The sequence below is a fragment of the Aurantimonas sp. C2-5-R2 genome (assembly GCF_036549495.1).
Taxonomy (GTDB): Bacteria; Pseudomonadota; Alphaproteobacteria; order Rhizobiales; family Rhizobiaceae; genus Aurantimonas; species Aurantimonas coralicida_A.
Map to the genome: position 1 here is coordinate 1 of NZ_JAZHLJ010000014.1, position 25,029 is coordinate 25,029.

At 63.7% G+C, this 25,029-nt stretch carries 29 protein-coding genes and 1 pseudogene; 11 read left to right on the forward strand and 19 right to left on the reverse strand.

All coding sequences use genetic code 11. The annotated features are described in order from the left end of the window. Positions 1–1,109: 1,109 nt before the first annotated feature. The 7 genes from VQ044_RS08860 to VQ044_RS08890 form a co-directional block, all read right to left on the reverse strand. Complete coding sequence (locus VQ044_RS08860) at positions 1,110–1,346, reverse strand: hypothetical protein (RefSeq protein WP_327646777.1); 237 nt, start codon at positions 1,344–1,346, stop codon at positions 1,110–1,112. Further along, on the reverse strand, positions 1,343–1,543 hold the full coding sequence (locus VQ044_RS08865; RefSeq protein ID WP_327646778.1) for a hypothetical protein: 201 nt from the start codon (positions 1,541–1,543) through the stop codon (positions 1,343–1,345). The genes VQ044_RS08860 and VQ044_RS08865 overlap by 4 nt, the downstream gene beginning before the upstream one ends. Before the next feature lie 252 nt (positions 1,544–1,795). Next, a complete protein-coding gene (gene uvrB / locus VQ044_RS08870) occupies positions 1,796–5,098 on the reverse strand; it encodes an excinuclease ABC subunit UvrB (protein WP_327646780.1) in 3,303 nt (1,100 codons plus the stop codon). 108 nt (positions 5,099–5,206) lie between these two features. Then, positions 5,207–5,668: a hypothetical protein gene (locus VQ044_RS08875; protein ID WP_327646782.1), complete on the reverse strand. Its 462-nt coding sequence runs from the start codon at positions 5,666–5,668 to the stop codon at positions 5,207–5,209. Between the two features lie 595 nt (positions 5,669–6,263). Further along, entirely contained in the window at positions 6,264–6,806 is a 543-nt protein-coding gene (locus VQ044_RS08880) for a hypothetical protein (protein ID WP_327650909.1), read from the reverse strand. Positions 6,807–6,970: 164 nt separating this feature from the next. Next, on the reverse strand, positions 6,971–7,411 hold the full coding sequence (locus VQ044_RS08885; protein ID WP_327646785.1) for a hypothetical protein: 441 nt from the start codon (positions 7,409–7,411) through the stop codon (positions 6,971–6,973). Between the two features lie 70 nt (positions 7,412–7,481). Beyond that, positions 7,482–7,787 (reverse strand): hypothetical protein, encoded by a 306-nt coding sequence (locus VQ044_RS08890; protein WP_327624487.1) that lies wholly within the window; start codon positions 7,785–7,787, stop codon positions 7,482–7,484. A gap of 435 nt (positions 7,788–8,222) precedes the next feature. Here VQ044_RS08890 and VQ044_RS08895 point away from each other — a divergent pair, with 435 nt between their 5' ends. Both VQ044_RS08895 and VQ044_RS08900 read left to right on the forward strand, forming a co-directional pair. Beyond that, positions 8,223–8,534: a hypothetical protein gene (locus tag VQ044_RS08895; RefSeq protein ID WP_327624486.1), complete on the forward strand. Its 312-nt coding sequence runs from the start codon at positions 8,223–8,225 to the stop codon at positions 8,532–8,534. A gap of 430 nt (positions 8,535–8,964) precedes the next feature. Further along, a complete protein-coding gene (locus tag VQ044_RS08900; protein ID WP_327624485.1) occupies positions 8,965–9,831 on the forward strand; it encodes an extensin-like domain-containing protein in 867 nt (288 codons plus the stop codon). A gap of 38 nt (positions 9,832–9,869) precedes the next feature. Here the strand turns inward: VQ044_RS08900 and VQ044_RS08905 are convergent, their stop codons facing one another. Continuing rightward, positions 9,870–10,094: a YrhK family protein gene (locus VQ044_RS08905; protein ID WP_327624484.1), complete on the reverse strand. Its 225-nt coding sequence runs from the start codon at positions 10,092–10,094 to the stop codon at positions 9,870–9,872. 222 nt (positions 10,095–10,316) lie between these two features. Between VQ044_RS08905 and VQ044_RS08910 the strand changes: the two genes are divergently transcribed. After that, positions 10,317–11,165, forward strand: a complete 849-nt coding sequence (locus VQ044_RS08910; RefSeq protein WP_327646786.1) for an oxidoreductase — start codon at positions 10,317–10,319, stop codon at positions 11,163–11,165. A gap of 75 nt (positions 11,166–11,240) precedes the next feature. Here the strand turns inward: VQ044_RS08910 and VQ044_RS08915 are convergent, their stop codons facing one another. From VQ044_RS08915 to VQ044_RS08925, 3 genes are all read right to left on the reverse strand, one after another. Continuing rightward, positions 11,241–11,645: an acyl-CoA thioesterase gene (locus VQ044_RS08915; RefSeq protein WP_442872893.1), complete on the reverse strand. Its 405-nt coding sequence runs from the start codon at positions 11,643–11,645 to the stop codon at positions 11,241–11,243. Between the two features lie 162 nt (positions 11,646–11,807). After that, the gene (locus VQ044_RS08920; RefSeq protein ID WP_327646788.1) at positions 11,808–12,089 is read right to left on the reverse strand and encodes a DUF6522 family protein; all 282 of its coding nucleotides are present in this window, start codon (positions 12,087–12,089) and stop codon (positions 11,808–11,810) included. Further along, on the reverse strand, positions 12,086–12,280 hold the full coding sequence (locus VQ044_RS08925; protein WP_327646789.1) for an Rrf2 family transcriptional regulator: 195 nt from the start codon (positions 12,278–12,280) through the stop codon (positions 12,086–12,088). Before VQ044_RS08925 ends, VQ044_RS08920 begins: the two co-directional genes overlap by 4 nt. Positions 12,281–12,379: 99 nt before the next feature. Between VQ044_RS08925 and VQ044_RS08930 the strand changes: the two genes are divergently transcribed. Next, positions 12,380–12,808: a group III truncated hemoglobin gene (locus VQ044_RS08930; protein ID WP_327646790.1), complete on the forward strand. Its 429-nt coding sequence runs from the start codon at positions 12,380–12,382 to the stop codon at positions 12,806–12,808. A 28-nt stretch (positions 12,809–12,836) separates the two neighbouring features. Here VQ044_RS08930 and VQ044_RS08935 read toward each other — a convergent pair whose 3' ends face one another. The 8 genes from VQ044_RS08935 to VQ044_RS08970 all read right to left on the reverse strand — a co-directional run bounded on the left by VQ044_RS08935 (position 12,837) and on the right by VQ044_RS08970 (position 19,997). Beyond that, positions 12,837–13,754: a DMT family transporter gene (locus tag VQ044_RS08935; protein WP_327646791.1), complete on the reverse strand. Its 918-nt coding sequence runs from the start codon at positions 13,752–13,754 to the stop codon at positions 12,837–12,839. A gap of 109 nt (positions 13,755–13,863) precedes the next feature. Further along, entirely contained in the window at positions 13,864–15,354 is a 1,491-nt protein-coding gene (locus tag VQ044_RS08940) for a tripartite tricarboxylate transporter permease (RefSeq protein ID WP_327646792.1), read from the reverse strand. Positions 15,355–15,375: 21 nt separating this feature from the next. Next, positions 15,376–15,849, reverse strand: coding sequence for a tripartite tricarboxylate transporter TctB family protein (locus tag VQ044_RS08945; protein ID WP_327624476.1), 474 nt, complete (start codon positions 15,847–15,849; stop codon positions 15,376–15,378). Next, positions 15,846–16,811 (reverse strand): Bug family tripartite tricarboxylate transporter substrate binding protein, encoded by a 966-nt coding sequence (locus VQ044_RS08950; RefSeq protein ID WP_327624475.1) that lies wholly within the window; start codon positions 16,809–16,811, stop codon positions 15,846–15,848. Before VQ044_RS08950 ends, VQ044_RS08945 begins: the two co-directional genes overlap by 4 nt. A gap of 10 nt (positions 16,812–16,821) precedes the next feature. Further along, entirely contained in the window at positions 16,822–18,000 is a 1,179-nt protein-coding gene (locus VQ044_RS08955; protein ID WP_327646794.1) for a mandelate racemase/muconate lactonizing enzyme family protein, read from the reverse strand. A 6-nt stretch (positions 18,001–18,006) separates the two neighbouring features. Then, positions 18,007–18,708 (reverse strand): GntR family transcriptional regulator, encoded by a 702-nt coding sequence (locus VQ044_RS08960; RefSeq protein WP_327646796.1) that lies wholly within the window; start codon positions 18,706–18,708, stop codon positions 18,007–18,009. Between the two features lie 121 nt (positions 18,709–18,829). Next, the gene (locus tag VQ044_RS08965) at positions 18,830–19,327 is read right to left on the reverse strand and encodes a DUF1499 domain-containing protein (protein WP_327646798.1); all 498 of its coding nucleotides are present in this window, start codon (positions 19,325–19,327) and stop codon (positions 18,830–18,832) included. 52 nt (positions 19,328–19,379) lie between these two features. Next, a complete protein-coding gene (locus VQ044_RS08970) occupies positions 19,380–19,997 on the reverse strand; it encodes a glutathione S-transferase family protein (RefSeq protein WP_327646799.1) in 618 nt (205 codons plus the stop codon). A gap of 324 nt (positions 19,998–20,321) precedes the next feature. Here VQ044_RS08970 and VQ044_RS08975 point away from each other — a divergent pair, with 324 nt between their 5' ends. From VQ044_RS08975 to VQ044_RS09005, 7 genes and pseudogenes are all read left to right on the forward strand, one after another. Continuing rightward, entirely contained in the window at positions 20,322–20,948 is a 627-nt protein-coding gene (locus VQ044_RS08975) for a TetR/AcrR family transcriptional regulator (protein WP_327624470.1), read from the forward strand. Further along, positions 20,945–21,418: an SRPBCC family protein gene (locus VQ044_RS08980; protein WP_327646800.1), complete on the forward strand. Its 474-nt coding sequence runs from the start codon at positions 20,945–20,947 to the stop codon at positions 21,416–21,418. The genes VQ044_RS08975 and VQ044_RS08980 overlap by 4 nt, the downstream gene beginning before the upstream one ends. A gap of 34 nt (positions 21,419–21,452) precedes the next feature. Beyond that, positions 21,453–21,929, forward strand: a complete 477-nt coding sequence (locus tag VQ044_RS08985; RefSeq protein WP_327646802.1) for a VOC family protein — start codon at positions 21,453–21,455, stop codon at positions 21,927–21,929. Between the two features lie 101 nt (positions 21,930–22,030). Further along, entirely contained in the window at positions 22,031–22,699 is a 669-nt protein-coding gene (locus VQ044_RS08990) for a DUF899 domain-containing protein (RefSeq protein ID WP_327646804.1), read from the forward strand. A 29-nt stretch (positions 22,700–22,728) separates the two neighbouring features. Next, a pseudogene (locus VQ044_RS08995) lies at positions 22,729–23,209 on the forward strand (VOC family protein). 72 nt (positions 23,210–23,281) lie between these two features. After that, the gene (locus VQ044_RS09000) at positions 23,282–23,635 is read left to right on the forward strand and encodes a DUF1428 domain-containing protein (RefSeq protein ID WP_327624465.1); all 354 of its coding nucleotides are present in this window, start codon (positions 23,282–23,284) and stop codon (positions 23,633–23,635) included. Positions 23,636–23,828: 193 nt separating this feature from the next. Further along, positions 23,829–25,004, forward strand: coding sequence for a GAF domain-containing sensor histidine kinase (locus VQ044_RS09005; RefSeq protein WP_327646806.1), 1,176 nt, complete (start codon positions 23,829–23,831; stop codon positions 25,002–25,004). Positions 25,005–25,029 lie beyond the last annotated feature (25 nt).

Here is a 25,029-nt window from a genome sequence, read left to right on the forward strand (position 1 = left end):
GGGGCATTACCATGTCGATACGTTACCTGCGCCCTCAAGGGTAAATTCCCGGGTGGTCGATGTCTCATCGTCATTGGCACGGAGGGTGCGCAGTCGTCAAGAAATTGGTTGCGGATCTCGCTCGCAGCGGAAACTTGTCCGTTTACGGAATTGTGGATTGGGACGGCAAGAATTCCGTTCAGGGACGAGTGAAAGTCGTGGCTGAGGGCACGCATTATGCGCTGGACAATTTGTTGTTGGACCCTCTCCTAGTCTGCGCTCTGCTAATCCGCGATCGAAACGCTCCGCAGGGGGTGACCGTCACTTTCGCGGGATTGGGAGAACTCGATACATGTGCGCTGCAGAAACTAGCTAACGCTATACAAGACGCGATTCCGTATCCGGTCGACGCACCGGCAGGATTATCGCCAAGCCATTATCAGGGCGGGATCACGCTAGAAATTCGTGCCGCCCACCAAAAATTGAGGGGACATAAAGTTGAAGAGCTTCTGGTTGCTGCCTTTCCGGCGCTAAGAGTCCGTTTCGAAACTCACTGCGGCGGGTTCAAAGGCCCCTCGGATGGTCGCTCCGCAATGACATGATACCCGATTTCCGCGGGTTTGGGCGTCCCGGGTGAACCATGGAGGCTGGTCTTGGCAGGGTTTCGAAACGGCCTCTAAGAAAATATCATGGAAGAGGTAAATTAACGGCAGAGGTTGTCAGTTCTGTGCTCCATGACTACCCGATTTTCTGCCCCGCTCCTATCGCCGAAGTCTTTAAGCAAATCTCGATCGAGGAAGCCTGATCCAATTACGGATCTCCAATATTTGGTCTAATCCGTTCCCGGAGAGGCGCAAGCGTTTACTCCGCTGCTAAAGCTCTCCTCCACTGACGGGGGTAGCGGCCGAAGCGCACTCGCGACGCAGGCGGGGGCCTCGTTACGCTCGGTCCCCTTCATCCGTCCCTCCGAGTTTCCGGGCGAGCAGCTTGTCTCGCCCGTCCTTCGGACCCTTCTCCCCCAAGGCGGAAAGAATCGGCCGCGCCATTCGCGTCCGGTGCCGGTTTTTGCGGCAACGTCTTGCCGGCCGGCTTTTCGGTGCGGCTGACGATCATCGCCGGAACAGGCGGTCCTAATCCGCGTGGCTGCCGATCCAGAACCAGATGCAGGCGTCGCCCTCGATGACCGCCAAGGCGCGGTAGCGCAGGCCGACCCGCGCCGACCAAAACCGGTCGACGGGCTTGAAATGCAGTGACGGATGCCGCGCGTCTCGCTTGAGAAGCGCGAAGTTGCGGTCCGCCAAGGCACGCCTGGCCCGCGGCAGGCCGTCATAGGCATTCCAGAAGGCCGGCGTCGCGTGATGGATCAAAGGCGGCGCGACCGGCCGGCGCGGAAATCCTCCAACGCGGCGTCGGCCAGGGCGTCGAGCCGGCCAGCCTCGGCATCGGCTGCGAGCGCCGCATCGAAGCGCTCGGCGGCGTAGGCCTCGAACCAATCGCGAAACCGGGCCAACTCGTCGGGAGACAGGCCGGCGACGTCCTGTTCGATCTGTTCAAGTCGGGTCATGATCGCTCCCATACCAGTTCGGTCTGAGAATAGGCGCGGTGTCGCGGTTTTTCTACCGCTGGCGTGGGTGGGTGGTGGGCGCACTTCCCCGCTTCGTCATCCCGGCCTTGAGCCGGGATCCATGCCGCAACTTTTATCCCCATCCCGTTCGGTGACGGATTGGCGGTTCGAACGGGATGGAGTGGATCCCGGCCCAAGGCCGGGATGACGAAGAAACGGTTATCCGAAGCCCAACGACGCGCTGTTCGCTCCCTACTGCCCCGGTCGGCCGGTCTTGCCGGGCCGGCGCTTGCGGCGTTTCTCGTCGGCCGGGTCCTCGTAGGAGCCGCGGCCGATGCGCTCGCGCCGGATCGGGGCAGGGGAGTCGTCGGAGGGGGCCGCGCCCGTCACGTCCGGCTTCGGCTTCGTCGGCGGTGTTTTGCCGGCCGGCTTTTCGGTGCGGCCGACGGTCATTTCGTCGAGGCTGTTCTTGCGAAAGTAGCCTTCGCCACGGCGCTCCGGCCGATCGGGTGTCGGCGTGTCGGTGCCGGGGCCCATGTCGTCCAGCGAGGGTTTCTGGAAGTAGGAACCGGCTTCGCCGGGCCCCCTCATCCGCCCCTCCGGGGCACCTTCTCCCCCCGGGGGCGAAGAAGGCGCCGCGCCGACTTCGGGCTCGGCGTTCTTTTCTGAACCCTTTCGCGCCAGCGGCGCCGGGCGGCGGTCGGAACCCTGACCGCGTGGTTTCAGCGGTTCGCCGCGCGGACCAAACCGTTCGCCGCCGGCGGGGGCGCGGTCGCGCTTGGTCTTGCGGCCATGCTTGGAGCGGCCGGTGACGGGGGAGATCGAGTCCTCCTCCATCGCGGCGGCGGCGGCGAGGGTGTCGTCGGCGTCGGCCAGGTCTGAGCCGTCGCGTTTGCCGCCCCTCATCCGCCCCTTCGGGGCACCTTCTCTCCCCTGGGGAGACGAAGCAGCTTCTGTATCAGCGCCTTCGCCCGGCAGGCCGCCACGGCCCATATCGGGTCCGAATTCCAGCTCCTTGGCCTGCAGCCGCTTGATCTCGTCGCGGAGGCGCGCGGCGGTTTCGAAGTCGAGATCGGCGGCGGCGTCGCGCATCTGCTTTTCCAGATGCTGGAGATGGGATTTGAGGTTGTTGCCGACGAGGGCGCCTTCCTTGGCGCCGGGGCCGACATCGACGCGGACATGGTCCTTTTCGTAATAGGAATCGAGAATGTCGGCGATATGCGCCTTCACCGATTCCGGCGTGATTCCGTGCTCGGTGTTGTAGGCCTCCTGCTTCTCGCGGCGGCGGCTGGTCTCGGCCATCGCCCGCTCCATCGAGCCGGTGACGCGGTCGGCATAGAGGATCACCTTGCCGTCGATATTGCGGGCGGCGCGGCCGATGGTCTGGATCAGCGAGGTTTCGGAGCGCAGGAAGCCTTCCTTGTCGGCGTCGAGAATGGCGACCAGCCCGCATTCGGGAATGTCGAGGCCCTCGCGCAGCAAATTGATGCCGACCAAGACGTCGAAGGCGCCGAGGCGCAAGTCGCGGATGATCTCGATGCGCTCCAGCGTGTCGATGTCGGAATGCATGTAGCGCACGCGAATGCCCTGCTCGTGCAGATATTCGGTGAGGTCCTCGGCCATGCGCTTGGTCAGCACGGTGCACAGCACCCGGTAGCCCTTGGCGACCACCTCGCGGATTTCGCCGATGAGATCGTCGACCTGGGAGCGGGCCGGGCGGATCTCCACCGGCGGGTCGATCAGCCCGGTGGGGCGGATCACCTGCTCGGCGAAGACGCCCCCGGCCTCCTCCATCTCCCAGGAGGAGGGGGTGGCCGAGACCGCGACGGTCTGCGGCCGCATGGCGTTCCACTCCTCGAAGCGGAGCGGCCGATTGTCCATGCAGGACGGCAGCCGAAAGCCGTATTCGGCCAGCGTCGCCTTGCGGCGGAAATCGCCGCGATACATGGCGCCGATCTGCGGCACGGTGACGTGGGATTCGTCGATGAAGACCAGGGCGTTGTCGGGCAGATATTCGAACAGGGTCGGCGGCGGGTGGCCGGGCTGGCGGCCGGTGAGATAGCGCGAATAGTTCTCGATGCCGGGACAGGAGCCGGTGGCCTCGATCATCTCGATGTCGAAGCGGGTGCGCTGTTCCAGCCGCTGGGCTTCCAGGAGGCGACCGGCCTTTTCCAGCTCCACCAGCCGGTGTTTCAGCTCCTGCTTGATCGATTTCACGGCCTGGTTGAGGGTCGGACGCGGCGTGACATAATGGGAGTTGGCGTAGATCTTGACGGATTTCAGGTCGTCGGTCTTCTGGCCGGTGAGCGGGTCGAACTCCTGGATCGTCTCGATCTCGTCGCCGAACAGCGAAATGCGCCAGGCGCGATCCTCCAGATGGGCGGGGAAGATCTCGATGGTGTCGCCCCTAACCCGGAAGCTGCCGCGTTGAAAGTCCATGTCGCGGCGCTTGTATTGCTGGGCGACGAGGTCGGCGAGAAGCTGGCGCTGGTCGAGCCGGTCGCCGATCGCCATCTGGAAGGTCATCGCCGTATAGGTCTCGACCGAGCCGATACCGTAGATGCAGGAGACCGAGGCGACGATGATGACGTCGTCGCGCTCGAGCAGCGCGCGGGTTGCGGCGTGGCGCATCCGGTCGATCTGCTCGTTGATCGAGGATTCCTTCTCGATATAGGTGTCCGAGCGCGGCACGTAGGCCTCGGGCTGGTAGTAGTCGTAATAGGAGACGAAATACTCCACGGCGTTGTCGGGAAAGAAATTCTTGAACTCGCCGTAGAGCTGCGCCGCCAGGGTCTTGTTGGGGGCGAGCACCAGCGCCGGGCGCTGGGTCTTCTCGATGACGTTGGCGACGGTAAAGGTCTTGCCGGAGCCGGTGACGCCGAGCAGCACCTGGGTCTGGTCGTGATCGGAAATGCCGGAAACGAGATCGGCGATCGCGGTCGGCTGGTCGCCCTTCGGCACGTAATCCGAGGCGATGCGGAACGGCACGCCGCCCTCGGACTTGTCCGGCCGGGCCGGGCGGTGCGGCACCCAGATCTCACCGTTCTTGAGCAGCGGGTTGCCCTCGGAGATCAGCTTGGTCAGCGCGTCGACGGTGGCGGTGACGCCGCCCTCGGGCAGCGAGCCGGCATCCTCCAGCGAGACGTCGAGGCCGGCGACGGGATTGAGCCCGGCGGCGGCGCGCTGCTTGGGATCGCGTGTCGCGCCCATCGAGGTGCCGCGGGAGGTCTTTTGGGGTTTTTCCGATTTCGCTCCGGCGGACTTGGGGGTCTTCGCCTTGGTAACCTTGCCCTTCGGCTCGGCGTCCGCCTTGCGCTCGGCGTCGACGGTGGCTGCTTGCGCGATCTCGTCGGCCCAGCCCGAGAGCGGACCGGCGGGCACACCGTCGAAGGACGCCTGCGGCGCTTCCTCGAAACCGGCCGGCCGAGTGGGTTCGGCGGCGTCGGCGAAATCCTGCAACGATCCGCGCCGGGCCGGCGCGCTGGGATCGAAGGGCGGCTCGTCAGCGGTGTTAGCGGGCGGGCGCGGGCGGGTCGGTTTGGGTCGGGAAGCCATGGCGGAACATATAGAGACCAAGACGGCGAGTTGAAAGCGGGCGACGCGATGGATCGGCCGACAGCGTGCGAAGGCGGTGCCGCCGGATCGCGCCGATAGACAGACGTGTCAGCCTTTCGGCAACGGAGGTCCTGATTGGTCGGTCCAGGATTGCGCCTGCGATGCGGCCTCGTTGCGCGGCAGGCTGAGCTCGATCGACAGCGACAGAGCGGGGATGGCGAGCGAGAAGATCGGCAGGCGGTCGCCGACGGCGTGGTCGTAGACGATTTGATCATCGACGGAGAAGACGGGGGCCTCCGACTGCCTCACAGTCGGTAGCTCGTCCCCGGAGTCGGTCGTGGACATGGACAGATACCCCTCGTTCGCCAGTGCCGCGAGGACGTAGGGTGGCGCGTAGTAGGCCGCGTTCTCGGGGGTGATTGGCCGGACACGCAGATGCGATCCGCTCTCGCAGGCCTCCGCGCTCGGCTGGCCCGCGGCCGAGAGGGTGACGTAGCACCGCGTTGGGACGGCGGCGCACCCTGTCAGCGTCAGCACAAGCAAAAGACTAATAGCGGGGCGGTAAAGCATGGGGAACTCGATCTGAGATCGCATCAATCCAATTTATGTTACGTAGAGCTAACGTCGAAAGGAGAAAAAGAATTGCAAATATTCAAACGATAGCCCGTATTGAATCAGGCTTTTTCGATCGGGTGGTTACTACTGAGATTCGCGAGAGAAGACAATTCGATGCGCCGCTTTAACGCTAAATAAGTCATGGCGGAGGCGAAGCCCCATCCGAAGTGCATTTGGCGAATGCAGACGAGGCAAGGGGCCGCGTGCAAGCGTGACCCGCCTGAGCGGATCGGGGGGCGGCCCCTGTTCGACCGATCCGGCAGAGATGACTGGGGTCGGTAAAGGTCGAGCCGGCGAGAGACGGAGGACGAGCGCCGGCTACGAATGCGGTCTCGCCCCGATCTCCGGTTGTTCATCGTCATGCGGGATGCGACGACGGTAATCGGAAAACCCCAGGCGGCTACTGACTACCAACCTGCGGTGATAAAATTCCATTCGACCGGGACGATCGCCGATTCATGGCAGGGAGCGGGGCGACGCGCGATGCGGCGCTCCTGGCCGGACAAGCCCGCTCGGCGCCGTAAGAGGTCCCTATCACCGCAGGTTGGTATTACTGGATGGTGAAGGGAATCTGTCGGCTCGACCGGTCCCGCAGGCCGGGGGCCGGATGGCGATGTCCGCGCGGTTCGATCAGTAGCGGCACACCGTTGAGCACGACATGGCCGGCTGGCAGGCCCCGCAGGATATAATTGCGGCGCGGACCGACGACAGCGACGCGCTCGCCGAGTGTATCGAAGGAATAGGAGCGGCCGTCGCAGAGCACCGGCGTGGCGAAAAGGCTCCGGCTGCTGGCGTCGAAGGAGTCGAGGTCGATGGTTTTGCAGCGCCGGATCTTCGCGGTGTGCAGCGAGCCCGTCGAGCGGTCGAGGACAACCGCGTTAAGGTCGTAGCCTTGCGCCTGCTCCACCAACTCGAAGTGCAGGCTGAGAATGGTCGCCGGTCGCGGCGAGGCGGTTCGTACGGCGTAGCCGAAGGGCGTGGACGACCGCATCGGCGCCGCCGCTATACGCTCGTTCGTCAACGTCCGAGCTGCCCGGGCGCCCGGCCTGTCGAACTGGCATGCGGCGAGGAGCGGGACAAGGGCGGCCAACAACAGTGCCGTCCTATAGGAACGCCCGTGCGAGACACCGCTATTGCCGCAGGTTGGTTTAATCCGTTTTTCCAAAGATCCCGCCGGATTGAGTAGCGTTCTCATCATCGCACACCTGCCGATCTTAAACGGATTGAAGAGGGAAAACGAAAGCCTTCGGTTCGGGATCAGGGAAATTGCCAAGTCGGCGAGGGGGCGGGATCGATGACGCGCTCCTCATCTTCAACGAGCAGCGGCACGCCGTTCAGGATGACATATCCGGGCTCGACATCCCTGAGCGGATGATCGCGTTTGACGCCGCTGACGATGACGTGGCGACCCACCAGATCGAAAACATAGCGTTCATCGTCGCATGCCACCGGCTCGCCGAAGAGGGTTTCACCGCCGATGCCAATATCGATCGTGGCGCAACTGTCGAGCGGGACCGTACTGACTTCCTCGCTCAGCCGGTCGCGGATGAGGGCGTTGAGATCGTAGCCGGTTGCCTTCTCTACGAACTCGAAGGCAATGCTCAGGTCGGCGGTTATGGGCAGCGGAGCGGCATCGATATCCGGGGATGCGAAGGGTATCGCCAGTCCCGCCATGAGAGTCAGCAGCCCGATGGCCATCATTCATCTCCAACCGATGCGCGCGAAAGGAAAGGGGGAGAGGAGGCCCAGGGGCTCCCTCTCCGAAACGTCAGCAACCCTGCGCGACGAGCGTGTAGTGGTCCTGCTCGAGCAATTTGCGAGTCTGGATGTAGACGGCCGGATTGCGTCGCTTGATGATCACTGCACCATCGGCGATGTTTCCGACCCAGCTACGGCTTTCGCCGCTCACTTTCTTGCCCTTGGTGTTGAATATGTAGGTCGAGGGAATATACTCGACCAAATAGCACTTGTCGTTGTTTTCAACGATCTTCCGCGTGAACGTCTTCGCGTCAGCGGCAGCTGACAACGCCAACGTGCTGACCGCAGCGGCAACGGAAATCAGAAACATACGCATTGTTTACGCCTCCCGATATTTTGATATTGCGCAAGGGAAGTATTAAATCAAAGCTTACGGATATAAACTGATTTTTTCATTCATGGCTCGACAAAAGACAGGATGGGCTATTGCGTCAACGGAAGTGTATCAACTTGATACAACCGCAAGTTTCCGTAGCTGTCAACCGAAAGAATCAGCCGATCGTCGTTGCCTCGTCGCCGAATGCCGCTCGCTTCTGCGAGGATACGCTAGCGGTGGCTCGGGCGCGCGAGTTTCACGAAAGTCGCGGCCGGCCCGCCGATTTTCGAGGGCGGACACTCGCCGACTGTGTGACCGGGCGGGACGCAGGCTGGCGGGTTTGCTCGGTCGCGCCGTCGTACTATCGAGCGTGTTGCGCTTCCTGCGGCGCATCCGTTCATGCTCGGTTCAGAGCCGGTGCGCGAATCTCGGGTCATGAAGAACGACTCGCTCCCCCTGATCGATTTCTCGCTCCCCCTGATCGATTTGCAGTATGCCGCCGGTTTCCCGGCCGGCCGGATCGTTTCCGGCGCGCCCATATGGCAACTCCGCATTGCCCATGAGAATTCGGAGTCCCGGGACGCTGTCGCGGAATCGGCGGCGGTAGCCCCCCGGCGGTCGTCCCGCAAGGCGGCCGCTGGCTGGCTGGCCGCGGCGCTGTTGTTCACCGGCGCCGCATCTCCGCCAGCCCAAGCCGCCGCTTCGCGTCCCACCGAAGATGCCGCGCCGGAGATGTCTGCGGGCTGAGCGTCGCGCCTGTCGGCAGCGACGCTTTTCGGCGTCCCGTTCATTCTTCGCTTACCAAACGCCGATAGGTTTTCCTCGTCCCGCTCGAGTTTCGCGGAAGACGAAAGGCCATCGCATGGTATTGCGTAAAAGCGGATGGCGCAGAGTTGCGCTCGCCGCCGTTTGTTTCACGGCGGCGAGCCTTTCTTCGGGGGCATTGGCCCAGAGCGGCAGCGGCGCGATGGTCTGGGGCGGCCGCCTGCCGGCGGCTGGTGAGGGCTACACGCCGAGCGTGGGCAGTGTCGGTCGACAAGACATTCCGATTTCCCAGCCACAGCAACCGATGTCGCCGGCGACGGCTCCGGCGGCAGCGCCCGCAGATGACAAAGCGCTCCTCGACGATCTGCTGGGACGAAGCCGGGCTCGTGCCTCAACGGATGACGCATCCTTCGTGCCCGCCACGCGCCAGGCGCCTGCCGCCCTGACCTATCCGGCCGCCCTGCCGCCGCTTGATGCGCCGAGCGAAGTCGACGCCGATCCCGCGCGCTTCGGCGCCGCCGACTCCGTCGACGATCCCTGGCAAGGCCTCAAGCGCGTCACGCCGGGTGCGATCCCGCCGCCGGAGACCGCGTCCCGCGAGGCGCTGTCGCCGCAACTGGTGCCGCATCGGGGCGTTGTGGCCTCGCTGGGCGGCCAACCGCGACCCGCGCGACGCCCTGACACAGTGCCAGGACGCGGTCGCCTCGAACAGGAGGCGCCGAGCGGCTACACCGCTTTGCCGCGGTCGGAGGCGATGTGTCGCAAGGCATTGCGACAAATGGGCGTAAAATTCGTCGACGTCGCGCCTGTCGGAAAGGGCGCGGGCTGCGGCATCTCCTATCCGGTCAAGGTGCTGGAGATTGCCAAGGGCGTGCGGATGCAGCCGGCGGCCACGTTGAACTGCCCCGCGGCGGCGCGCATTTCAAAATGGGTCGAGGACGAGGTCAAGCCAGCCGCACGCTGGCGGCTATGGACCCGGCCGACGGCGGTGCTCAACGCCTCGTCCTATCGCTGTTCGCGCATCGCCGGCTCACGCACGATCAGCGAGCACGCCAGCGGTAACGCCCTCGACGTGCGCGGCTTCAAATTCGCCGACGGCAGCACCTTCGACGTGGAGAAGAAGGGGTTCTTCTCGTTCCGGCAGAAGGGCTTTCAGAAAAGCGTGCGGCAGTCGGGCTGCCGCTATTTCGGCACCGTCCTCGGACCCGGGTACAACCGCGCGCATGCCGACCATCTGCATCTGGATGCCAAGAACCGGCGACGTGGGGTGTGCAAGTAGGGGGCGGTCGGGCGAAAATCCACGGCGCCGGGTCGTTGTCAGCGCCGCCGGCGTTCTTCGGCCTCGTAGAGCGTCTTGAGCAATTGCCCGACCGAGCCGAGAAACATGCCGGTCGATCCGAGAACGAACATCCAGACCGCCACCGTGTACCAGGCCTCGAATGTCTTGAAGAACAGCACCGAGCCGACCACGAACAGGAAATTGCCGAGAAGGCCGATCCCCAGATGGATGTGGCCATAGTCGCGGACGAGAGTCTGGATCATCGGTGGGCTCCATTGGGGCGGGGATGACTGCAGATACCCGCCCGGGCGCTGGCATCAAGATGGGTCCTCGCGCTGCCCCGAGTCAGCCGTGGCGTGCGGATTGGCCGTGTCCAGCCCTGTGACCGCAGTGTCCGCCTTGTGCGATGGGTTGTCTGACTTATCTTTCGGATCCCATCGCCCTGCGCTGCATGTGGCGCTCTCCCCGATATTGGAAGGCACAGCATGACCACAAAATCCACGCCCGTGTGGTTCATCTCGGGATGCTCGACCGGTTTCGGCCGCGAACTCGCCGAAGCCGTTCTCAAGCGTGGCTGGCGGGCTGTCGTCACCTCGCGCGACAAGGCGCGTGTCGCCGATCTCGTGGACGGCGCGGAGGATCGCGCCCTGGCCGTCTCTCTCGACGTGACCAAGCTGGATGAAATCGCAGCTGCGGTGACGGCCGCAAAGGAGCGCTTCGGTCGGGTCGACGTCCTCGTCAATAACGCCGGCTACGGCTACCAAGCCGCGATCGAGGAGGGCGCCGACAGCGAAATTCGCGATATGTTCGAGGCCAATGTCTTCGGCCTGTTTGCACTGACGCGGGTCGTACTGCCGGGTATGCGCGAGCAGCGTGGCGGTCACATCCTCAACATTTCGTCGGTCGCCGGCTTCATCGGTTTCCCGGGTTCGGGATATTATGCCGCCACCAAGCACGCGGTCGAAGGCTTCACCGACGCGCTGGCCGCCGAAGCGGCGCCGCTTGGCATCAAGGTCGTCGCCGTCGAGCCCGGCCCCTTCCGCACCGATTGGGCCGGTCGCTCGCTGAAGCAGACGCCGAACCGGATCGCCGACTATGCCGACACGGCGGGAAAACGCATGCAGGGCACGAGCGAGGGAAGTGGCACGCAGCCCGGCGACCCGGTGCGTGCCGCCGAGGCGATGATCGCGCTGACCGAGCACGCCGCGCCACCCCGCCATCTCGTGCTCGGCGCCTGGGGCGTCGAGCAGGTTACCCAGCAGCTGAAGGCCCGGCTGGCGGAGATCGAGGAATGGCGCGCCACCGGCGAAGCGACCGACTTCCCGAAGAATTGAGTTAGCCGGCTTCGGCGACGGCGCGGCTCATTTGCCGCGCCAAGACCGGCGCGGCGGACGGCCGGCACAAAAGCTTCACTCCGCCAGCGTTTCCGCCGGGATCGCCACCGGGCGACCATTGTCGTCGATCGCCACCATGACGAAGGTGCCTTCGGTCACCTTGGTCCGCGCGTTGGAGGCGCGGGCCTTGGTCCAGGCTTCGATGCCAAGTGTGATGGAGGTTCGGCCGATTTTTTCGATCGACGAATAGACGCAGAGCGTGTCGCCGATCTTCACCGGCTTCTTGAAGGTCAGCGCATTGACGGCGATCGTCGCGACCCGGCCGCGGGCCCGCTCCGCGGCGCGGATGCCGGCGGCCAGATCCATCTGCGACATCACCCAGCCGCCGAAGATGTCGCCATTGGCATTGGCGTCGGCGGGCATCGCCGGAATGCGCACAGTGAGGTCGCCCCGCGGCATCACGTCGGTCTCGTCCATCATCGTCTCCCCTTCGTCACGTCCGCTTGGCATAGCAGAAGCCGGCGGGTTTGGCAGTCGGCTCAGACCGGCTCACGCACCGGTGGCCGGGCGGGCCGATACATCGGCACAAGTTCGACCGCGAGCATCGCCGCGAAGATCAGCGCGCAGCCACGACGGGCCTCGTTACGACCCGCGCGTGTCCGGCGCGGATGTCGGGTCGTCCGGTGCTTCGGTGACAAGGCGTCCGTCAGGCAGGCGGAGGATCACGAGCTTCCGTCCGCGATAACGAAAGATCAGCCGGTGCCGCCCGGCATCCTCTCCGACGCCGCGTTCCACCGTGCCACGCACATTGCCGCGCCGCATCTCGGCCATGAAAAACGGGACCGGGACATGGAAGGCATGAGCGATCTGGGCGCCATCGACCTCCACGTCCTCGGCCGCGGAAAGGGGGATCAGATCGGTCATGTCAGTCCTCCACGCCGGCGGGCAGCGGAGCCGCAGCCGGCGTTGCCAACTTCGTGGGCCACCTTCGTGAGATGGTTATGGGAAACGCCGTAAGTCGTGGAAATCTCTCCGATCGAGCAGAGCGTATGCGGCCGCGCAGCCGAGTAGATCAGAACGCGCAGCGCATAGTCGGTGTAGCGGGTGAGGTGCATGCGACAGCTCGCCTTCGATCTGGTCGCTAAAACATATATTCCATTTGCATGTTTAGTCCAGCATGTTAGGACGCGACCGACAGAGCGACAGGTGATCCGATGCTTCAGGTGTCCGACGCGCAGCCCGCCGTGAGCGACAGCGAACTTCGCGAATTGCTGGGCGAGTTCTACGGTTTGGTGCGCGAGGACGCGGTCCTCGGTCCGATCTTCGAACGGGCGATCGACGATTGGCCGGCGCATCTGGAGCGCCTGACGGCGTTCTGGTCGTCGGTGATGCGGGGCTCGGGCGCCTACAAGGGCAATCCCTTCGCCGCCCATCGCAGACATCTTGACGAGATTGATCCGGGGATGTTCGACCGCTGGCTGGGAATCTGGCGCGCGACGACGAGCCGCCGCTTCCCGCCCGAGATCGCCGCGATCTTCCATCTCAAGGCCGACCGGATCGGCGAGAGCCTCAAGGCGGCACTGTTTTTTCGGCCCGAGCTGACGCAAACCAGTCCCGCGAACCCGACAAGCAAGTCTGGATAGAGCGCTTGGCCGTGGCGGCATGCGCTGATTAGCGGTTCTCGTGCGGTGTCGGGAGTTCGGCCGGCCCGGCCGGACGGCGACGATACATCGGCACCAGCTCGACCGCGAGCATCGCCGCAAAGATCAGCGCGCAGCCGAGAAGGCCGAGCGCGGCGATGCGTTCGCCCAAAAGGATCACGCCGAACAGCGCTGCGAACAGCGCCTCGGAGGAGAGGAAGATCGCCGCCTGCGGCGCCGTCGTATAACGCTGACCGATGATCTGCAGCGTGAACGCCAACCCCGATGCAAACACGCCGCCATAGACGATCTCCGGCCAGGCGGCGAAGAGCGAGGCAAGGGACGGCGCCTCGAGGATCAGAGCGCCGAGCGCCGCGAGCGCCGTCGTCACGGCGAACTGCGCCACCGACAGCGTGTAGGGGCGCCCGCTGGGGCCGGCGAAGATCCCGACGAGAAGGATCTGCAGCGCCCAGAACACGGCGCAGACGATCATCAGGATGTCGCCGGAATTCAGTGCCGAAACGCTTCCGCCACCAAGCAGCACGATGCCGCCAAAAGCCGCGATCGCCGAAGGCCAGACCACCCAATGGGCGCGATGGCGCAAGATGACGAGGGCGAGGAATGGCGTGAAGACGACATAAAGCCCGGTGAGGAAGCCGGCATTGGTGACCGAGGTGGTGACGATGCCGATCTGCTGGAGGATCGCGGCAAGGAACAGCATGACGCCGATGGCGGCGAAGCCGGCGGGCGCTCCCCTGGGAAGCGGCGATTTGGCGCGTCCGGATTCGCGCAGGGCGAAAGGCAGGACCGATAAGGTCGCCAGGGCGAATTTCGCCGCCGTGAAGGTCCACGGGCCGAGATCGTCCATCGCCGTCGACTGGGCGACGAAGCCCATGCCCCAGACGGCGCCGGCGAGCAGCAGGAGGAGGTTGGCGTTGAGGCGGGACATGGGCGGCACCGGCGAAATTGGGTTGGCGCTGGGGCTAGCGGCTCGACCCGCGCGACGCAAGGGCCGGGCCGGGCGATCGGGCGACGACGTACCTGGTTGGTGTAAGGCCCTACGCCGCGCCCGCTGCCCGCCATCGCCTCATCACGAGCGAGACGAGGGGCCAGACGAGAGCCGCTGCCGCGACCAGAATGAGGGCGATGCTGAGCGGCCGCTCGAAGAAAATTCCGTGTGAGCCCTGCGACATGATCAGGGAGCGCGCATAGTTCGATTCCACAATGGCGCCAAGCACCATTGCCAGAACAAGCGGTGCCATCGGGAATCGCAACTTCTTCAAGAAGTAGCCGCCGATCCCGAAGAGGAGCGCCAGCCACACGTCGAACATCAGGTTCCGCAGGGCATATGTGCCGACCAGCGAGAGCATGACGATGCCGACGGCAAGGACGGAATTCGGCAGGGCGAGGACCTTGCGCCAGAGAGGCATGGCGGCCGTCCCCAGCACGAACAGCATCGGGAAGGCGACCAGCATTCCCACGAACAGGCCGTAGACCACGTCCGGATTCTCGGCGAAAAGTCTCGGGCCGGGTTGCAGCCCGTGAATGATGAGCGCGCCGATCAGCACGGCGGTCGTGGGACTGCCGGGAAGACCCAGGGTGAGGAGGGGCATCAGCGCACCGCCGACCGAGGCGCTGTTGGCTGCTTCCGGCGCCGCGACCCCCTTGATCTGGCCCTTGCCGAAGGTTTCCGGCTTATCGGACCAACGGCGTTCCTGATCATAGGCGAGCCAACCGGCGATGTTGGCTCCGGGGCCCGGGATCGCGCCGATGACGGTACCGATCGCCGAGCCGCGCAAGAATGTCGGGAGCATCGAAGCCGCTCCGCGCAATCCAAGCTTCTCGCCGGAGTCGCTGATGCGGGCTTCCTTGCGGGTATCATCCCGTTCCGCCAGCGTGAAAGCTTCCGCCAGCGCGAAGACCCCGATGAGCACGGCCAGGAAGGGGATGCCCTCATACAGTTCGAAAAAGGATCCGGTGTAGCGCGGTGTGCCGGAGATCGGGTCGACGCCGACCACGGCGAGCAAGAGACCGATGATGCCCGCCGCCAAGCCCTTCAGAATGGTATCCCCGCTCAAACTCGCGATCAGGGTCAGGCCGAACAATCCCAACGCGAAGTATTCCGGGGGCCCGAATTGCAGCACAAAGACAACGAGCGGCTGGGAAAAGACGATCAGCGCGATTGCACCGACGACGCCGCCGAAGGTCGAGGCGGAAAGCGAGGTCTGTAGCGCCAAGGCGCCCCGGCCTTGTCGGTTCATCGGGTAGCCGTCCACGACGGTGGCGGTAGCCGCCGCCGTACCCGGTGTTCCGATGAGGATCGCGGATATCGAGCCTCCGTATTCCGCGGCGATATACAGTGAAACGAGGAGGTTGAAGCCCACGGAGGGCGACAGGCTGAACGTTGCCGGAATAAGAAGCGCGACACCGAGAGACGGGCCGAGACCGGGCAGGGCTCCGACGACGATGCCGAGGGCGGTGCCAACGAAGATCGCCAACAGCCCTTGCCACGTGAAGACGGCCTCGATGCCGAGCCGTAGATTCTGCATGATGTTCGATCCGGCCGAGGGTTAGGGGAAGGGAACGTTGAGCAGAAGCCCGAAGAGTGTGTAGGCGGAGCCGGGAATGACGATTGCCGCTATGATCGCTCCGGTCCAGCCCGCGCCCAGCAGGCGCACCCCGAGCAGTGTCGCCGGGATAAAAAGCACCAGGAAATTCAGAAAGCTCCAGAGATAGATGCAGATCGCCGTGCCCGCGGCCAGGGCCAGCGCACGCGGCATGCCCTGAAGCGTCAGTTCGGGCTCATGCGGGCCGACGAAGCTGCGCGCGATCAGGCCCCCCGAGAGGATCACGAGAAGGGTTCCGAAGATGATCGGCAGCCGCGCCGGTCCCGGTGATCCCAACGTGGTGGGTTTCGGATAATTGCCCGCAACGACGATCATGGTGATCGCCACGACGATCAGCACCAGTGCGGTCCCGATTGTCCCGTACCGCATGAGCGCCGGCCCGCGGCGCTCATGCTGTTCATAGGCTGGATCGCTCAATTGGCGAATCCGTTTTCCTCGAGGAAGGCGCGGCGGGATTCGACCTCCTTGCGCACCTGTATCTGCATTTCCTCCTGATCGAGGTCGAGGGAGGACTGCATGTTCTTCTCCATGAACTCCTGCCATGCCGTGGTTTCCTCGACGGCCGCGATCGCCGCGATCAGCCGGTCGATCGCTTCCTGAGGCGTTCCTTCGCGCACCATCACACCGCGCCAGATCGATTCCACGACGTCATATCCCTGTTCCTTGAAAGTCGGAGTGTCGGGGAAATACCGGTCGCTGCTCTCGGTGGAGATTCCGAGCAGCCGGAAGTCGCCGTTCGCAAGTTGGGCCTTGGCCGAACTCGGAGTCAGAACCGCGGCGTCGATATGCCCGCCGAGCAAGGCAATGGCTGCTTCGTTGCCGCCGTCGAAAGGTACCCATGCCGCCTCGAAATCGGCTTCTTGCTGGAGGCGATAGAAGACGAACTGGTGGAATCCGGCGGACGCGTAACCGCCGATCCTCAGGCCGTTGGGATTTTCCTGCAGGTATTTGACGAAGTCCTTCATGTCCCGCAGGTCGCTGTCGGCGCGCACCGCGACGGCCGACGGTTCTGCCTGCAAGGCACGCAGCACGGTGAAGTTGTCTGGCGTGAACGGAATTTTGCCCTTGGCCATCGTGAACGTCATGCTCGCCGTCGTCGAGAGCACCGTATAACCGTCGGCAGGCTGGGTCATGACGTAAGACATGGCGACTGCGCCCGAGCCGCCTTTGCGATTTTCGACCGGCACTTCGACGCCAAGCTCCTCGCTCAGTTGACGGCCGAGCTGACGCATCATCGTGTCGAGCGGTGAGCCCGCAGATGACCAGACGACGAAGCGAATATCGTTTTCGGGATAGGCTTGGGCCTGGGCGACAGGCGCCTGGACCAGCGCCATGATCGACAGCGACGCGGCAGCGATAAGTGTTTTCATAGCTTGCATTTTTTCCTCCTCAGAATGCCTTCGACATTGCGGCGTTGCGCGGCCCTTCGTTCTCCGGCAGCGGCAGGTCGCGCTTGGGGAAAGGTTTGCCGGGCATCGAGCGAACCGCCTCCTCATTGACGTCGAGACCCAAGCCGGGCCCGTCCGGAAGGGTGATGTAACCGTCAACCGGCTTGAGCGGATTGCGACAGAGCTTCGCGCCGAGTTCCTCGAACGGAATGAAATATTCGGTGATAATGAAGTTCGGCATGCAGGCCGAGGCATGCACGGTGGCCGAAAGCGCCAGCGTCGTCGAATTGTAGTTATGGGGCGAACAGGCGATCATCTCCGTTTCCGCGGCGGCCGCGATGTACATCAATTCCAAGATCCCGCCGCAATTGGCGACATCGGGGTTGATGATGTCGACGGCACGCTCTCGAAGTACCGGCCGGAAGCCGGCCCGACCGTAGAGAGCTTCGCCGGTCACGGTCGGGATTGGCGAACTGGCCCGGACTTCCGCGAGCGCCTGGATGTTCTCCGATTGGCAAGGCTCCTCGAACCAATACGGTTCGAATTCAGCGAGGGCATTGGCCAGTTCGATGGCATGCATCGGCGCGAGCCGACGATGAATGTCGAGCAAAATGTCCACGTCGGGACCGACCGCATCGCGGATCCCGCGTATGATGTCCACCGATTGACGAATGTGCTGCCTCGGAATGAAGGTGCGCCATGGTCGAGGCAGCGGGTCGAGCTTCAGCGCCGTGAAGCCGCTTTCGACCACCTTTTCGGCTGCACGAGCATAATCGGCTACCTCTTGCAGCTTATAGCCCCAGCCATTGGCATAGACGCGGATGCGCTCGCGGGTCTTGCCGCCCAGTAGGTTGTAGACGGGTTGCTCCGTCGCCTTGCCGACGATGTCCCAGAGGGCCTGTTCGATGCCCGACACGGCGCAGTGGAACTCCAGCGAGGCGCGACGTTGGGCGTAATCGTCGAAGGCGACCTGACAGATATGGCGGATCTGGAACGGGTCCCGACCGACTACATAGCGGCCGAGTTCTTCCACTTGGGCCGCTATGGCGCGGTCCCTGTCGTATTGACTATAGGCTTCTCCCCAGCCGACGATGCCCGCGTCGGTCTCGACCCTCACGAAAATCAGGTTCTTGCGCCAACCCGGGTGGACGGTCAGACATTCGACTTTGGTAATCTTCATCGGTGATCAGGCTTTCTTCTTCGTTTTGGCTGGGTCGGCGGCGAGCGTATCGGACTGCAGCACCAGCTTTCCTGTCGCGGACATGGCGTTCAGGAAGCGCTCCTTGCCGCTGCGGATGTGTTTTTCGAGATGGACGCCGGCCATCTCGCAGTCCCCCTGCTCGATGGCTGTCATGATCTCGCGATGCTCCTGATTGGAGACGGCGAGGCCGCCACCGAAGACGAGCCCATGGCGACGGTAGATGCGCAGCTCCTTGCCGAGCGCGCGGTCGAGTTCGGCAAGTCGCTCGTTGCGACTGACCTTGTAGAGGGCGTCGTGGAAATCGAGATTCAGCGCGACATAGCGCTCGGAGTCGCGATCGAGGGCGACCTTGTCCATTTCCTGGATCAGTCCGCGCAGACGGGAAAGACCTTCGGCGTCGATCAATAGGGCCGCCTGCCGCCCTGCCAGGCGGCCGAGACTCGAGCGAATGTCAAAGATCTGGGTGATTTCCAGCAGGGACAGGTCTTTGACGAAGGCCCCCTGGTTGGGAACGATCTTGACGAGGCCCACCCGGACAAGGGCGTGGCATGCCTCGCGAATGGCGGCCCGGCCGACGCCCAACCGCGCCGACAACGCGAATTCGTTGATATGCGCGCCCAGAGCGAACTCACCGCTCATGATGAGTTCCTCGATCCTCGCGGCGGCAAGATCGGATTGTCTCGACAAGCCGCGCACTCCTATTTGTCGGCAATAATCCAAAAATAACGACTAACGGTTCGCAATTCTGATAACATCTGGCATAAATCGCTGTCAAGTGTAGGTAAATTCTGGAAAATTGTGCACAATATTATTGCAGAAAACCCGCCCAGGCGTTCAGCCGCTCGGCATTGGCGCCGAGATCGCTCTTGCCGACCAGCGAGCGCGAATAGAGCCGCAACCGGGTGCCGTCGTCGCCCGGAAGGGCTTGCGCATCGATCGTGTCGGGAAAGCGCAGCAAGGGCGTGCGCGCGACATAGCGGCGGTAGTCCGGCCGACCGCCGTCATCGACCCGCGCGACGTCCGGATCGACAAGAACGATGGCGTCGAGGCGGTCGAGCAGTGCCGCCGGCGCGTCCTCGTAAAGGGGCAGCGCTGCGTCGATCTCGCCGTCGCAGGCGCCCGGCGAACAGGCGAGGGCGTCGTTCGGGGTCGGACTGCGAATGAGCGCCGAGAAGTCGACGGCGCCCTGGTCGGCCGGGGCGCCAAACAGTTCCCAGACCCGCTCGGGGCCGGCCAGGAAGAAGCCACCGATACCCAGGAGGAGTATGGCAACGAGGATCAGGGCGAAGCGAAGCAGAAATTTCATGACGGGCTTTCGCTGCGAACGGGAGGCGGAGCGCGCGACGGGGACGCGCCATTCAGGTCCCGGGCAGCCAGGTCATCGGCTGGTAGCCGGGCAGCGCCTCGATCCGGCTGAGCCAGGCGCGAATGCCGGGATAGGCGGCGAGGTCGAAGCCGCCCTGGTCGGCCACATGGGTATAGGCGTAAAGCGCGATGTCGGCGAGCGTAGGCGCATCGCCGACCAGCCAGTTGGATTGCGTCAGTGCTGTTTCCATGACGGCGAGGGCCTTGTTGCCGCCGTCGAGCGTCTCCGCCAACCGTTCGGGCGTAGCCTGAGCCTTGCGGCTGGGATAGACGAGCAGCGAGCGCCGTACGGCGACGTTGGGTTCGTGGCTGTATTGCTCGAAGAACATCCAGGACAGCATTGTTGCGCGCTCGAATGGGTCGGCGGGGACGAATGCGCTGCCCTCGCCAAGATAGGCCAGGATCGCGTTGGATTCCGGCAGCGTCCGCCCGTCCTCCAACTCCAGCACCGGCACCTTGGCAATGGGGTTGAGAGCGAGAAACGCCGGCCGCCGCGTCGAGCCGTCGAGGGAGTCGACCTCGACATGGTGAAACGGTTTCCCGAGCAAAGCCATCAGCAGCCGCGGCTTGTAGCAATTGCCCGAGTCCTGCATGCCGTGAATGGTGATCATCGAAAGACTGCCCTTGGCCGGAGGCGATAACCGCCCGCCGCGATAGTGCGCCATCGGGCCGCCGGCGACCAATTCATTTCAGTGAACGCAGCAATCGGAACGGCCGCTGGAGGCCTGATCGCATCCCGCGTCGTCTCGGCCTCCTGCATGCTGCTGTCTGACAGAGGGAACCGCCCACCACCGCCAGCGCCCTTGCCAACCGCACCTCGTATGAGAGCGGCCCCGCCGCTCGCTATCTGTCAAACTGGAAAAAAACGCTAAAGCGAAAAACCGTCTCGACAACATACCAACTGGTTGGTATGTAAATTGGTAAGGAGAGATTTGATGGCATCAACCGACATCCCCACCGGCGCGAGAGGCAAGCTTCTGGAGGCCTCGCTGGCGGTCATTCGTGGCAAGGGGTACTCGGCCACGACAGTGGACGACATCTGCCGATCGGCGGGGGTGACCAAGGGCGCCTTTTTCCATCACTTCAAGACCAAGGAAGACCTCGCGATCGCCGCCGCCGACCACTGGTCGATGATGACCGGCGCGTTCTTCGAGGCCGCGCCGTATCGCGAACTGTCCGACCCGCTCGACCGGCTGCTGGGCTATGTGGATTTTCGCAAGGCGATCCTGCGGGGCGAGTTGCCCGAATACACCTGTCTGGTCGGCACCATGGTGCAGGAGACTTTCGCCACCTATCCGGCGATCCGCGACGCCTGCGAGTCGAGCATCGTCGGCCATGCCAAGGTTCTGGAGGCCGACATCGCCGAGGCGATGCGCGAGCGCGGCATCGCGGCGGAATGGACCGCCGAGAGTCTTGCGTTGCACACCCAGGTGGTCGTCCAGGGCGCGCTGCTCCTGGCCAAAGCGACGGGCGGCCCGAAGGTGGCGGTCGAGAGCCTCGACCATCTGCGGCGATATCTCGAAATGCTGTTCAAACACCCACAAGGAGGAAGCGAAACATGACCCAGAATGCCGGAAACAACGATCGCCAACTGGTTCTGACCCGCCTGATCGACGCTCCGCGCGACAAGGTGTACCGGGCCTGGACCGAGCCGGAGCTTTTGACACGATGGTTCGCGCCGAAGCCCTGGACGACGCCGCGCGCCGAACTCGACGTTCGGCCCGGTGGCTCCAGCCTCGTCACAATGAGGAGCCCGGAGGGCAAGGACTATCACAATCCGGGCGTCTATCTCGAGGTCGTAAAGAATGAGCGTCTGGTGTTCACCGATGCCTATACTAGCGCTTGGGTGCCATCCGACAAGCCGTTCATGACGGTCACCCTGACCTTCGAGGATAAGGGCGGGAAGACGCGCTACACCGCCACAGCTCGGCACTGGTCGGCCGCCGACCGCAAGGCCCACGAGGAGATGGGTTTTCACGAGGGGTGGGGTCAATGTGCCCAACAGCTCGAGGAGGTGGCGCGCGAGCTGTGACGCGCCGAAGAAGACCAACAGGGAGGAAGAAGCCATGGAAACTGTCAGAACAGACTCACCTCAGGAGCAGGCCGCCCGGATGCACGCCGTGACGCCGCACCTCGTATGCGCCGGCGCGACGGAGGCGATCGAATTTTATCAACGCGCTTTCGGCGCCGAGGTGATGTTCCTGCTGCCGATGCCGGACGGCAAGGTCGCCAATGCCAGTCTGTGCATCAACGGCTCGTCGGTCATGCTGGTCGATGAGAACGTCGAGATGGACATGACCGGTCCGAAACATCTGAAGGGGACGCCGGTCTCCATCCACCTCATGGTCGATGACGTGGATGCCTGGTTCGGTCGGGCGATCGATGCCGGCGCGACGGTCGATATGCCCATCGCCGACATGTTCTGGGGCGATCGCTACGGGATCGTCGAGGATCCGTTCGGCCACAAATGGTCTCTCGCCACGCATCGGCGCGACGTCAGCATCGAGGAGATGCAGGCGGAGATGGCCAAGCTGATATGCTAGCGGCGGTCGGCAGCGGTTGAAAGACCGCCGCGACGGTCTGCCATTCTGAACAAGTGGGGCCGCCAACATCCCGTCCGGTCCCTGACGCGGAGGAAACTGCGATGCGCAATATTGTCTCGAGAGAGAACTGGCTGCGGGCGCAGGAGGCGCTGCGGGCAAAGGAGAAGGAACTGACCCACGCCCATGACCGGCTGGCCGCCGAGCGGCGCCGGCTGCCTTGGGAGAAGGTCGAGAAGGCGTATGCCTTCGATAAGCTGTCGGGAAAGGCGAGTCTCGACGATCTGTTCGACCGCCGCCGGCAGTTCATCGTCTACCATCACATGCTAAAACCCACCGATCCGGACCCTTGCTCCGGTTGCGGCATGGTCGGCGACCAGATCCCGCACCTGGCGCATTTGCACGTCCGCGACACTTCGCTCGTCTTCGTCTCGCGCGCGCCGATCGCCGAGATCGAGGCGTTCAAGCGGCGTATGGGCTGGACCATGCCCTGGGTGTCGACGGCGGACGATTTCAACGCCGACTTCGGCGTCACCACCGGTTTCGGCCTCAACGTCTTCTACCGCGACGACGGCGACATCTACCGCACCTATTTCACCACCGGTCGCGGAGTGGAGACGCTCGGGACGCCCTGGACCTTTCTCGATCTGACGCCGCTTGGCCGGCAAGAGAGCTGGGAAGATGCGCCGGAGGGAACGGAGCAGAGCGAGCCGTACCAGTGGTGGCGGCTGCATGACGAATATGATGATAGCCGAACGCGCGAAAGCGCCTAGACGAGAAGGAGATCACCGCAATGCCCAGGATGCAGAAAATCTCGAGCTGCCTGTGGTTCGACGGCCATGCGGAGGCGGCCGCCGCGTTCTACGTGTCGGTCTTCCCCGACTCGCGCATCGACCGGCTGATGCGGTCGGGCCTCGACTGGCCCGGCGGTAAGGCGGGTTCGGTGATCCTGGTGGATTTCACGCTCGCCGGGCAGTCGTTCTCAAGGATTGAACGGCGGCCCGCAGGAGCCGTTCAACGACGCGATCTCGCTGGCGGTGAACTGCGAGGACCAGGCGGAGGTAGACCGATACTGGGCGGCTTTGACCACCGATGGCGGCGCGCCCGTCCAATGCGGCTGGCTCAGGGACAAGTTCGGCCTGTCCTGGCAGATCGTCCCGGAGGCCCTGCCGCGGATGTTACGGGACGAGGATCCGGACAAGGCCCGCCGGGTCATGGAAGCGATGATGCGGATGGTGAAGATTGATATCCGCGGCTTGCAGGCGGCCTATGATGGGCCTTGAGAGGCGTCGCCTGTCGGATAGCGGGAGCGGCCTGCTGCTTTGACACCATCTTTAGCCGAAGGAGGAAGCACAATGACCTATGTCGATGGATTCGTGGCGGCGGTACCGATCGCCAATCGGGAGAAATTCCGCCAGCATGCCGAGGACGCGGCGACGGTGTTCAAGGAGTATGGCGCGCTCAAGGTGGTGGAATGCTGGGGCGATGACGTGCCCGAGGGCCAGGTGACGTCGTTTTCAATGGCGGTGCAGCGCAAGCCGGACGAAACCGTGATTTTCTCCTGGATCCTGTGGCCGTCGAAGGAGGTTCGCAACGAGGCGATGCCCAAGCTGATGGACGATCCGCGGCTGAAGCCGGATCTCAATCCGATGCCGTTTGACGGCAAACGCCTGATCTTCGGCGGATTCGAGATGCTCGTCGAACGCTGAAGGGCGGGCTTGCCGAAGACCTCTGCCGTTTTCCTGCATCGCGGAGGTTGCGCTGCGATGATCACCAGCGATCGCCACGGGACAATGCGAAAGCATAGCTGTTAAAGGTGGCTCTGGCTTGACATGCTGCCTTACGATCAGGTCTGACTGAAACAGTTGCGTCTGACGCCTCACCGCAAGGATCAAAGGGCTGTTGAGCCACGATTTTCAAGCCGATATCGATTCTGTCGGCCGCATCAACGCGGTGCCGACAATCCTCGATGTGATTTGCCGGACGACCGGCATGGGATTCGCGGTGGTGGCACGGGTCACCAAGGATCGCTGGATCACCTGTACAGCCCTCGACCACATAGAGTTCGGGCTTGAGCCAGGCAGCGAGTTGCAGGTGGAAACCACGATCTGCCATGAGATCGAGGAAAGCCGGGAACCTGTCGTCATCGACGACGTACCGCGCGACGGGGCCTATTGCGGGCATCCAACTCCGGCCATGTACGGTTTCCGCAGTTATATCTCGATGCCAATTATCCTGGAGAACGGCGAATTTTTCGGCACGCTGTGCGCGATCGACCCTCGGCCGGCGCGGCTCAAGAATCCCGAAACCATCGGCATGTTCAAGCTGTTCGCGGAGCTCATCGCCTTTCATTTGGATGCCGGCGAGCGCCTGGCCGCCAGCGAGGCTAGCTTGATGAGCGAACGCAAGATTTCGGAACTGCGGGAACAGTTCATCGCGGTACTCGGTCACGATTTGCGCAACCCGGTTGCCTCGATCGACGCCGGAGCAAAGCTGCTGCTACGGACGCCGCTCGATGCCAAGGCGTCGCACATCGTGGCGCTGATTCAAGGCAGTGTACATAGAATGCAGGGCTTGATTGACAATCTTCTCGATTTCGCTCGGGGCCGCCTGGGTGGTGGGCTCAAGCTTGAGTGGGACGAGTGCGGATCTCTGGAACCGATTTTCGTGCAAGTCGTCGAGGAGCTTCGTTCGAGCTACCCCGATACGCCGATCGAAACGGATTTCGGCTTCGCCGATCCTGTCCGGTGTGATCGCGGACGTCTTTCTCAGCTTCTGTCGAACTTGCTGGGCAACGCGCTGACCCATGGGGCCGACGGTGGAGCGGTGCGGGTGGGAGCGTCGAGCGACGCGGATCACTTTCGACTGTGGGTGTCGAACTCCGGCGAGCCGATCCCGAAAGAAGCACTTGCCGACTTGTTTCAGCCGTTCTTCCGCGCGGCAACGCGACCGAGCCAGCAAGGCCTCGGCCTCGGTCTCTATATTGCGTCGGAGATCGCACGGGCCCACGGCGGAACGCTAGAAGTATCCTCCGACACGACAGAGACCCGCTTTACCTTTCAAATGCCGCTGCGGTAGCCGTATCGGGCCGCACCCGTGGGCT

Coding starts and splice junctions, on each gene's coding strand:
- VQ044_RS08925 (WP_327646789.1), bottom strand. CDS start 12,280: ATGCACCTCACCCGCTACACCGACTATGCGCTGCGCGTTCTGATCTAC.
- VQ044_RS08965 (WP_327646798.1), bottom strand. CDS start 19,327: ATGAAATTTCTGCTTCGCTTCGCCCTGATCCTCGTTGCCATACTCCTC.
- VQ044_RS08935 (WP_327646791.1), bottom strand. CDS start 13,754: ATGTCCCGCCTCAACGCCAACCTCCTCCTGCTGCTCGCCGGCGCCGTC.
- uvrB (WP_327646780.1), bottom strand. CDS start 5,098: ATGGCTTCCCGACCCAAACCGACCCGCCCGCGCCCGCCCGCTAACACC.
- VQ044_RS08970 (WP_327646799.1), bottom strand. CDS start 19,997: ATGATCACCATTCACGGCATGCAGGACTCGGGCAATTGCTACAAGCCG.
- VQ044_RS08990 (WP_327646804.1), top strand. CDS start 22,031: ATGCGCAATATTGTCTCGAGAGAGAACTGGCTGCGGGCGCAGGAGGCG.
- VQ044_RS08980 (WP_327646800.1), top strand. CDS start 20,945: ATGACCCAGAATGCCGGAAACAACGATCGCCAACTGGTTCTGACCCGC.
- VQ044_RS08890 (WP_327624487.1), bottom strand. CDS start 7,787: ATGCGTATGTTTCTGATTTCCGTTGCCGCTGCGGTCAGCACGTTGGCG.
- VQ044_RS08905 (WP_327624484.1), bottom strand. CDS start 10,094: ATGATCCAGACTCTCGTCCGCGACTATGGCCACATCCATCTGGGGATC.
- VQ044_RS08950 (WP_327624475.1), bottom strand. CDS start 16,811: ATGCAAGCTATGAAAACACTTATCGCTGCCGCGTCGCTGTCGATCATG.
- VQ044_RS08910 (WP_327646786.1), top strand. CDS start 10,317: ATGACCACAAAATCCACGCCCGTGTGGTTCATCTCGGGATGCTCGACC.
- VQ044_RS08915 (WP_442872893.1), bottom strand. CDS start 11,645: ATGATGGACGAGACCGACGTGATGCCGCGGGGCGACCTCACTGTGCGC.
- VQ044_RS08975 (WP_327624470.1), top strand. CDS start 20,322: ATGGCATCAACCGACATCCCCACCGGCGCGAGAGGCAAGCTTCTGGAG.
- VQ044_RS08930 (WP_327646790.1), top strand. CDS start 12,380: ATGCTTCAGGTGTCCGACGCGCAGCCCGCCGTGAGCGACAGCGAACTT.
- VQ044_RS09000 (WP_327624465.1), top strand. CDS start 23,282: ATGACCTATGTCGATGGATTCGTGGCGGCGGTACCGATCGCCAATCGG.
- VQ044_RS08940 (WP_327646792.1), bottom strand. CDS start 15,354: ATGCAGAATCTACGGCTCGGCATCGAGGCCGTCTTCACGTGGCAAGGG.
- VQ044_RS08955 (WP_327646794.1), bottom strand. CDS start 18,000: ATGAAGATTACCAAAGTCGAATGTCTGACCGTCCACCCGGGTTGGCGC.
- VQ044_RS08875 (WP_327646782.1), bottom strand. CDS start 5,668: ATGCTTTACCGCCCCGCTATTAGTCTTTTGCTTGTGCTGACGCTGACA.
- VQ044_RS08985 (WP_327646802.1), top strand. CDS start 21,453: ATGGAAACTGTCAGAACAGACTCACCTCAGGAGCAGGCCGCCCGGATG.
- VQ044_RS08920 (WP_327646788.1), bottom strand. CDS start 12,089: ATGACCGATCTGATCCCCCTTTCCGCGGCCGAGGACGTGGAGGTCGAT.
- VQ044_RS08865 (WP_327646778.1), bottom strand. CDS start 1,543: ATGACCCGACTTGAACAGATCGAACAGGACGTCGCCGGCCTGTCTCCC.
- VQ044_RS08885 (WP_327646785.1), bottom strand. CDS start 7,411: ATGGCCATCGGGCTGCTGACTCTCATGGCGGGACTGGCGATACCCTTC.
- VQ044_RS08895 (WP_327624486.1), top strand. CDS start 8,223: ATGAAGAACGACTCGCTCCCCCTGATCGATTTCTCGCTCCCCCTGATC.